A 9,198-nucleotide genomic window follows, 5' to 3' on the forward strand; every position below is an offset into this window, starting at 1 on the left:
GGATTGCGGGCGAAGGCAGCTAAGAAAAAGTGGACAAAAGAGGTCAATGATTTCTTTCACAAGGAACTTGCCAAATTGCAGCGTACCAATTCCATGTCACCCGAATACCCGATGCTCATGAATTATATGGAGCTTTTGGTAGACTTGCCTTGGTCAGAATATTCGAAAGATAATTTTGATTTGATTAAAGCAAAAAAGGTATTGGATGCGGATCATTTTGGCTTAGAAAAAGTTAAAGAGCGTATTATTGAATACTTGGCAGTTTTGAAAATGAAGGGCGATATGAAAGCTCCTATTTTGTGCCTTTATGGCCCTCCAGGTGTGGGTAAGACTTCCTTGGGTCGTTCGGTTGCTAAAGCACTTGGACGCAAATATGTCCGCATGGCTTTAGGTGGTTTGCATGATGAATCTGAAATACGTGGACATCGCAAGACGTACATTGGTGCGATGCCAGGAAAAGTGATTCAAAACATTAAAAAGGCGGGATCTTCTAATCCAGTTTTTATTTTGGACGAGATTGATAAGGTAGGTGGAGATCATCGTGGTGATCCCCAATCTGCTCTTTTAGAGGTGCTGGATCCGGAACAAAATAACAGCTTTTTAGACAATTACTTAGAGGTTGAATATGATTTATCGCGTGTGATGTTCATTGCAACTGCGAATAATTTAGATACGATTCATCCTGCTTTGCGTGATCGAATGGAAATCATTGAGGTGAGTGGATATACGATAGAGGAGAAGGTGCAGATTGCGAAAAAGCACTTGATTCCGAAGCAAAAGCTGGAGCATGGCCTAGGAAAAGCTAGTTTTAGTTTTTCGGATCAGGCTATTCAAAAAATTATTGAGGGGTACACTCGCGAGTCGGGTGTTCGTAAATTGGAGCAAGTGATCGGCCGTATTGTGCGTAAAATCACAAAATCAATTGCCGTCGGAGAATTGTATCCTGCCAAAGTTGCGCCGGCTGATATCGTACGGATGTTAGGTCAAGAGGTGTTTGAAAATGATTCATACGAGAATAATGAGTATGCTGGTGTCGTTACTGGTTTGGCTTGGACGCCTGTTGGTGGCGATATTTTGTTTATTGAAACGCTGCTGAATAAAGGTAAGGGGCAGTTGACATTATCGGGCCAACTGGGGGATGTGATGAAGGAGTCGGCAGTTGCCGCCTTAAGTTTCTTGAAGGCGCATGCGGATGATTATGAAATTGATTACCGAATATTTGATCAATATAATTTACATATTCACGTACCTGCAGGTGCGGTTCCTAAAGATGGTCCTTCGGCAGGAATAACGATGCTTACTGCCATTGCTTCGGCATTAACACAGCGTCGTGTTAAATCGAATTTGGCCATGACGGGTGAAATTACGTTACGTGGAAAAGTCCTCCCAGTGGGTGGAATTAAAGAGAAAATTTTGGCGGCTAAACGCGCTGGAATTAAGGAGATCATTATGTGTGTAAAGAACCGCAAGGATGTGGAGGAGATTGAACCTCATTACATTTCGGATCTTCGGTTCCATTATGTGGAACATGCGACGGAGGTTTTATCTCTTGCACTTTTAGCTGAGCAGGTGAAAAAGCCTGTTAAATTCGTTTTTCAGGAGGAAGCTAAGGCAACGGTGTCTGCTGAGGTATAATTAATCTGACCAGCTTCTAAGCAAAATTGAATGACTTTAGCTGCCTCTGTTCGCGTGAGTGGGCGGAGGCAGTCGGTCAAATCCTCTAGGGTCATCGACCCATTTTTCAGGTAATTGAGAATTAATTTTTGTTCTGCTTCCATCCCTTCTGGGTATGCGCGACCATTTTGTTCTTTTTTACGTTGAATACATATATCGCACACGCCACAATTGATTAGTAATTGCTCGCCAAAATACGCGCTTATCTTACGTGTCCGACAGGTTTTTTGATCACGAACGTAGGATTCAACGGCATCAATTTTTGATTTACTGCGCTCTTTTTTTTGTAGGTACTCAGACCAGGAAATGGGCAGATTATCGATGTTTGCGCGTGGTGTGAGTAAGGTGAGTTTGGGTAACCCATTTTGTTTTTCGTATTCGATGATTTCGAATTTGGCCAATAGGTTTAAGTAGCGTTCGATTTCCTCGACAGGAACTTTTAGTTGGATACTTAGTGAAGCTTCTGAAATAGATACGAATTGCGTGTATAAATTCCCGCCAAACTGCCTCAATAAAAACTTCAAGAAGGATTCAAATTTTTCATTTCGAATTTGGAAGTCATAAAGTTCGGTCGCGTTTACGTGGATCTTGATTTTTGATGGGTTTTGAAAAGCATCACTCATGAGGAATAGACCTTCAGATTCAAGTGTTTTTAGCGCATAAAACGTCTCCGAGGTGGGTAACTGGAATCGGCGGGCCATTTCAGTCCAGTCAAAATCATAGGTGCTTAGTTCGCCACTTCCTGCCGCGATTTGCAAGAAATTACTCATGGCTTGGTAGGTTTTACGAAGGACTTCAGCGCTCGGGAACGATTTTTCCCAGTTTTTCTGCAGCTCAATCAGATCATTTTCTTCAACCATGGCCACGGCATAGGCTTTTTGTTCATCTCTTCCTGCTCGACCGGCCTCTTGATAATAGGCTTCCAAAGAATCTGGCAGATCCACATGCACGACCAAGCGAACATCTGATTTATCGATCCCCATCCCAAAGGCATTGGTTGCCACGATGCATTGAATTTGATTCGTGATCCATGCTTTTTGTCGGCTGGTTCGTTGGTCTGGACTCAAGCCAGCATGGTAGTAATCCGCTTTCATCCCTTGTTTTTGCAGGTAAGCGGCGATTTCCTGTGTTTTTCGTCGGTTACGCGCATAGACGATGGAAGAGCCGCCCACTTTCTTTAGCATTTTGAATAGTTGGGATTCTTTGTCCTCAACCCATAAACAGGAGTAGGATAAGTTGGGCCTTTGAAAGCTTTTTTGAAATACTTTGGGGTTTTTGAGGTGTAATTTATCCAGTATATCTTGTTGGACTTCCTGATTTGCAGATGCCGTTAGTGCAATACATGGGGTAGATTCCGGAATTAATTGCTTGAAATTGATAATTTCTAAATAGGCCGGCCGGAAGTCGTATCCCCATTGCGAGATGCAATGTGCTTCATCGATAACGAGTAAATTGATTTGCATTTGTTTGGCACGCGCAATAAACAAATCCGTTTTCAGGCGTTCTGGGGAAATGTATAGAAACTTGATTGCGCCGTAAATGCAATTGTCAAGTAGGATATCAATTTGCCGATTTGACATACCTGAAAAAACAGCTACGGCCGGAATGCCTCGTTGGGTCAACTGATCTACTTGATCTTGCATTAAGGCAATCAACGGTGAAACAACGATGCAAATCCCGTCTTGAGCCATGGCAGGCACTTGAAAACAAATGGATTTTCCACCACCGGTAGGAAGTAGGGCTAGGGTATCTTGTTGCTTAAGTACAGATTCGATGATCTCCTGTTGGAGTGGTCGAAAGGTGCTATGGCCCCAATAGTTTGCTAATATGTGCTGAATATCTGCCATTTGTTCGTTCAAAAATACCAAAAAAAGTGTGTATCGAGACCGCTTGATTTTATTTTAAAAATAAACTGAAGAAATATGCGGTAGAATTTATGCCAAAGCTTATTTTTATAATCGATATAAATAAATGTAGCATGTTGAATGAGCAGGATTTAGGCCAATTGAGGGCAAGGGGAATAAGTGAGGAGGAAATAGGCCAACAAGTTGGATATTTTGTAAATGGGTTTCCATGGATGGCTTTAGAGAAGTCGGCAACGGTGGGTGATGGCATAATTCGCTTTTCCGAGGTGGAATTAGCTGATTTTGTCAGTTTGTTTGAACAGGAGCGTTCCGCGCTTTCGATATTAAAAATGGTACCAGCATCGGGTGCTGCCACGCGTATGTTTAAGTCATTGTTTGAGCATTTGACGTCTGGTGAGTCCAACAAGGAAACGCGTTTGTTTTTTGAAAAAATTCAGAAATTTTCTTTTTATCCAGCGTTGAAAAAATGGATTGCCTCGAGTGATGGCGAAACGGAGGTTTTATCACGTTTATTGGCTTCACCAGGGCTTGAATACGGAATTTTACCCAAAGGTTTATTGGAATTTCATGCCTATGGATCGGGTGCGCGAACGCCTTTTGAGGAGCACTTAGTGGAGGCGGCATTGTATGCATCAAATGGGGAGTTGGCACGTTTACACTTTACCGTTTCCCCGGAACACCGTTCTCGTTTTGAGGCCTTGGCGGCCCGTTTGATACCGGTTTGGGAGGCACATTTTGGTATCCAATATGAGTTGAGTTTTTCGGAACAAAAGCCAAGTACGGATACGGTTGCGGTGAATATGGATAATTCCTTGTTTCGTGAGTCGGATGGATCGCTATTATTTCGTCCGGCGGGACATGGGGCTTTACTGGAGAATTTAAATGACTTACAAGCGGATGTGATTTTTATCAAGAATATTGATAATGTCGTTCCTGATGCGCTCAAAGATTCGACGATTTTATATAAGAAGGCATTGGGTGGATTATTGGTCTCCATTTTAGCTAATTCAGAATCGTTAGCGAGTCAATTGCGCGCTAATCCTTCGGAGGAATTAATTGCGGAGGCTCTTGTATTTATGGGTACTTATTTAGGTTATATGCCATCTTCTGATTTCCAACAGGTGTTTTTGGCGGATCAAGTTGATTTGCTTTTGTCTGTTTTAGCTCGGCCTACGCGTGTTTGTGGTGTCGTGATGAATACGGGAGAGCCGGGTGGCGGTCCTTTTTGGTGCCCGGATGAAATGGGAAATTTATCCTTACAATTGGTTGAATCTGCTCAAGTAGATATGAATAATCCAGGCCAAAAAGAACTGTTTGCTGGATCGACGCATTTTAATCCGGTGGATTTGGTTTGCGCGCCGCGTGGCTTAGATTTATTGGCATTTCGTGATATGGCAACTGGATTTATAACGGAGAAAACCAAAGATGGTCGCGGATTGAAGGCGCAAGAATTGCCAGGTTTGTGGAATGGTGCGATGGCTTATTGGAATACGGTGTTTGTGGAGGTTCCGTTGGAAACATTTAATCCGGTGAAAACGGTTACGGATTTGTTGCGACCTGCGCACCAAAACAGGGTATAGTTTTTGAGTTTGTAAAAAAACACCTAATTTTGCACCTCTTCCAGCAGATTGTTTTGGAAGTATATAAATGCTTGATTACAGAAACCTTGTCCGGTATCCAGGCAAGGTTTTTTTATAATCAGGAACTTGATTTTAATTATCAAGTAATTTTTAATTAAAATGAGCTTTTAAATGTAATATTAAAAAAGAAGAGAGGGTCAAGCTCTACGCTGCCGGTGGTCAAAGACCACGGCAGCGTAGCAGTTGGCCAGTTTTATTTCCCGCTGCCGGGGTCGAAGACCCCGGCAGCGGGAAGCGGCACCCTGTCAACCTAACAAATGTAATATGGCTTTAGAACAAACATGGCGGTGGTTTGGACCGAATGATCCCGTTAAATTATCTGATGTGCGCCAAGCAGGGGCAACAGGCATTGTGAGTGCATTGCATCAAATTCCCAATGGACAGATTTGGGAATCGAAAGATATTTTGGAGCGAAAAGCGATCATTGAAGCCGCGGGATTAACGTGGTCTGTGATTGAAAGTATCCCCGTGCATGAGGATATCAAAACTCGCTCAGGTAACTACCAGCAATATATTGAAAACTACAAGACATCGATCAGGAATGTTGGCAAAGCAGGATTAGACCTCGTTTGCTATAATTTCATGCCCATTCTAGACTGGACGCGCACGGACTTAGATTTTCGTTTTCCAGATGGAAGTACAGGATTACGATTTGATGCAGCAGAATTTTGTGCCTTCGAATTGTTCTTATTAAAGCGCCCAGGAGCAGAGCAACATTATACCGCGGAGCAAATCGCCCGCGCAGAAAAATGGTTAGCGTCAGCTACGCAAGCACAGCAAGATAAATTAATTCGTAATATCATCGCCGGCCTTCCGGGTTCTGAAGAAAGCTTTACATTGAAGTCTTTCCAAGAAGCCTTAGATACATATTCAAACGTAGGAGAGAAGGAATTGCGCGCGAATCTCTATGATTTCATTCGGGAAATTACGCCAGCTGCAGAGGAGGCTGGGGTGATGTTGTCGATTCACCCAGATGATCCACCCTATCCGATTTTGGGATTGCCACGTGTGGTGAGTACAGAAAGTGACGCGGTTCAATTGTTGAATGCGTATGAAAGCAATACCAATGGCTTGTGTTTTTGCACAGGTAGTTATGGTGTACGGGCAGATAATGATTTAGTGGGTATGGTTGACCGCCTAGGACATCGATTTAATTTTATTCATTTACGGGCGACGCGCCGGGATGAGTTAGGGAATTTTCATGAAGCGGACCATTTGGATGGCGATGTGGATATGTTTGGCGTGATGCAGGGTTTGGTGAAGGAGCAGGACAAGCGTATTGCAGAGGGCAGAAAAGATTATCGTTTGCCGTTCCGTCCAGATCATGGACACCGCATGTTGGATGATTTGCAAGAGGGCAAAAAGACTAACCCTGGGTATACGGCGATTGGCCGTTTGCGTGGTTTGGCCGAATTGCGTGGATTAGAAATGGGCATACGTGGTTTTTTGAAATAATTTTCTACAATCCCGTTTTGTTTTCTATTACTAATTGTTAACTTTGCACCCCCATTAGTGTGGGATAACTCCATCTAATTGAGTTTACACGCATGAGAGGGATTAAATGATTTTATAATTAAACAGGTAATTACGCTAAAATGCCAACTATTCAGCAATTAGTGCGCAAGGGACGTGAGCAAATGACTTGGAAATCTAAGTCACCTGCTTTGGATTCTTGTCCACAAAGAAGAGGGGTTTGTACTCGTGTATACACGACGACTCCAAAGAAACCAAACTCAGCGATGCGTAAAGTAGCGCGTGTACGTTTGACAAACCAAAAAGAGGTGAATGCCTACATTCCAGGTGAAGGTCACAACTTGCAAGAGCACTCGATCGTATTGATCCGTGGTGGTCGTGTGAAAGACTTACCAGGGGTTCGTTACCACATTATTCGTGGCGCATTGGATACTGCCGGTGTAACTGGTCGTTTACAATCTCGTTCGAAGTATGGTGCTAAACGTCCTAAACCAGGTCAAGCAGCTCCAACAGGTAAGAAGAAATAATTTATTAACTGAAAGATCCAGTATGCTACGTTAAAGCAGAAGTTTGGGTCGAAATTAAACAAAAACAACATGAGAAAGGCGAAACCAAAAAAGCGCTACGTATTACCAGATCCTAAATTTAAGGATGTATTAGTAACTAAGTTTGTAAACAACTTAATGTACGACGGGAAGAAATCAACTGCATTTACTATTTTTTATGATGCATTGGACAAGGTTGAGGAGCGTACCAAAGAGAACGGTTTAGAAACTTGGAAAAAAGCATTAAACAATGTGATGCCATCTGTCGAGGTTAAGAGCCGTCGTGTGGGTGGTGCCAACTTCCAAGTACCAACAGAAGTACGCGCTGAACGTAAAGTTTCATTGGGAATGAAGTGGTTAATTGGTTATGCACGTAAGCGTGGTGACAAAACAATGATGGATCGTTTAGCGAACGAAATCATCGCAGCATCTAAAGGAGAGGGAGCAGCAGTGAAGAAGAAAGATGATACGCATAGAATGGCGGAGGCGAACAAAGCGTTCTCTCACTTCCGTTTCTAATTCAATTTAATTATGTCAAAAGGCCGACCAGCAATGGTTGGCCTTTTTTTTGCCCTTCGGAGTTAATCGAGCGGGCTAGTGGAGTATTCCTAGAATTTTAGTAGCTTTGGCAAAATTCAACAAATTAATATGATTTCTAAGAAGGCCAAATATGCGTTAAAGGCGCTAAAAGTACTTGCTCAGTCATATGAGAAGGGCCCATTGTTAATTTCGCATATTGCGGAATCGGAAAAAATCCCCAAAAAGTTTTTGGAAGCAATTTTATTAGAGTTGCGTAACCATGGCATTTTGCAGAGTCAAAAAGGTAAAGGCGGTGGTTATTACTTACGTGTTCCTCCTAGTGAAGTTACGTTTGCGAAAATTATCCGGATTGTGGATGGTCCTATTGCGCCTGCTTTATGTGTATCCTTACATTTTTATGGAAAATGTGATGATTGTGCAGATGAGGAAACGTGCCAGTTAAGAACGGTATTGGCTAAATGGCGAGATGCCAATTTATCTGTTTTGGAAAAGACAACATTAGAGGAGCTTATTTAAGCTCCTTTTTTTATTCGTATAGATGATCCAAATTTTTCATTTTGAAATCATCGGGATCTAGTTCTAAGAATTCTTCCCAGAACGGATTTTCTGGAACGGACGCTTTGCAAATGATAGGCGTTTTCTTGATAGGGTGGATGAAATACAACCGTCGGGCATGCAGATTAATACTTGCATCTATATTTGGTTTATCGTATCCGTATTTGATATCGCCACGGATGGGACATCCCAAAGTGGCTAATTGTACCCGAATCTGATGCGGTCTTCCGGTGATGGGTTCCACTTCGACTAGATAGTGTAAGTTGATTTTGCCTAGTAATTTATAGGTCAGTTCGGCTTTGAGTGCTTTTCCTTCGGGGTAGTCGTAGGCGGTTGTGGTATTCTTCGCCTCATTCTTCAACAGGTAATGGGTTAATTTCCCTTTCTCTGGATAGGGCTTTTTGCGAGTGACAGCCCAATATGTTTTTTGGATGTCGCGTTTACGAAACATTTCCATCATGCGTTCGAGTGCCTTGGATGTGCGGGCAAAAATAACGAGACCACTTACTGGACGGTCTAGTCGGTGAACGGGATGAAGGAACACGGCGCCGGGTTTTTGGTACTTTTCTTTGATGTAGTCTTTGAGGACATCGGTTAGAGTGACGTCGCCGGTGCTATCACCTTGCACGAGAATACCTGCCCTTTTATTCACGATAATGAGGTGGTTGTCTTCGTAGATGATGTGATAGTCTTTCATTGGAATGTATTTTAGTCCGAAAGATCGGGCTAGATTTGCGATGCAAAGGTAGGATTATTTCGCGATAAGTCGGCAGGCGCAAAATATTTTAAATTTTTTTCCATCAATTTTCTCTTGATTCTCAGCGAATTAGGTATTTGGGTACAAATTAATTCGTGTAGTGAGTTGGTATTTATAAATTATTCCTACATCTTTGCACTCCCAATTGC

General features: G+C 42.6%; 8 protein-coding genes. 6 read left to right on the top strand and 2 right to left on the bottom strand.

The annotated features are described in order from the left end of the window. Positions 1 to 1,635 (top strand): endopeptidase La (lon, locus tag ACIQ6T_RS10925; protein WP_395786318.1); only part of this gene is annotated, 1,635 nt, incomplete at its 5' end. Here lon and ACIQ6T_RS10930 read toward each other — a convergent pair. Continuing rightward, positions 1,596 to 3,521 (bottom strand): ATP-dependent DNA helicase RecQ, encoded by a 1,926-nt coding sequence (locus tag ACIQ6T_RS10930; RefSeq protein WP_395786319.1) that lies wholly within the window; start codon positions 3,519 to 3,521, stop codon positions 1,596 to 1,598. The genes lon and ACIQ6T_RS10930 overlap by 40 nt on opposite strands. An 89-nt stretch (positions 3,522 to 3,610) precedes the next feature. On the opposite strand from ACIQ6T_RS10930, the gene ACIQ6T_RS10935 reads away from it, so the two are divergent. From ACIQ6T_RS10935 to ACIQ6T_RS10955, 5 genes are all read left to right on the top strand, one after another. Further along, a complete protein-coding gene (locus ACIQ6T_RS10935; RefSeq protein ID WP_395786321.1) occupies positions 3,611 to 5,119 on the top strand; it encodes a DUF4301 family protein in 1,509 nt (502 codons plus the stop codon). A gap of 324 nt (positions 5,120 to 5,443) precedes the next feature. After that, complete coding sequence (gene uxuA, locus ACIQ6T_RS10940) at positions 5,444 to 6,634, top strand: mannonate dehydratase (protein ID WP_395786323.1); 1,191 nt, start codon at positions 5,444 to 5,446, stop codon at positions 6,632 to 6,634. Between the two features lie 140 nt (positions 6,635 to 6,774). Continuing rightward, the gene (gene rpsL / locus ACIQ6T_RS10945) at positions 6,775 to 7,179 is read left to right on the top strand and encodes a 30S ribosomal protein S12 (protein ID WP_377980517.1); all 405 of its coding nucleotides are present in this window, start codon (positions 6,775 to 6,777) and stop codon (positions 7,177 to 7,179) included. 69 nt (positions 7,180 to 7,248) lie between these two features. Next, positions 7,249 to 7,716, top strand: coding sequence for a 30S ribosomal protein S7 (gene rpsG / locus ACIQ6T_RS10950; RefSeq protein WP_130895318.1), 468 nt, complete (start codon positions 7,249 to 7,251; stop codon positions 7,714 to 7,716). Between the two features lie 129 nt (positions 7,717 to 7,845). Further along, complete coding sequence (locus tag ACIQ6T_RS10955; protein ID WP_395786325.1) at positions 7,846 to 8,253, top strand: RrF2 family transcriptional regulator; 408 nt, start codon at positions 7,846 to 7,848, stop codon at positions 8,251 to 8,253. 10 nt (positions 8,254 to 8,263) lie between these two features. On the opposite strand, the gene ACIQ6T_RS10960 is transcribed toward ACIQ6T_RS10955, so the two are convergent. Continuing rightward, entirely contained in the window at positions 8,264 to 8,989 is a 726-nt protein-coding gene (locus tag ACIQ6T_RS10960; protein WP_395786327.1) for an RluA family pseudouridine synthase, read from the bottom strand. Between the last annotated feature and the right edge of the window lie 209 nt (positions 8,990 to 9,198).

Origin of the sequence: Aquirufa sp. (genome assembly GCF_044377215.1) — a bacterium.
Lineage (GTDB): Bacteria > Bacteroidota > Bacteroidia > Cytophagales > Spirosomataceae > Aquirufa.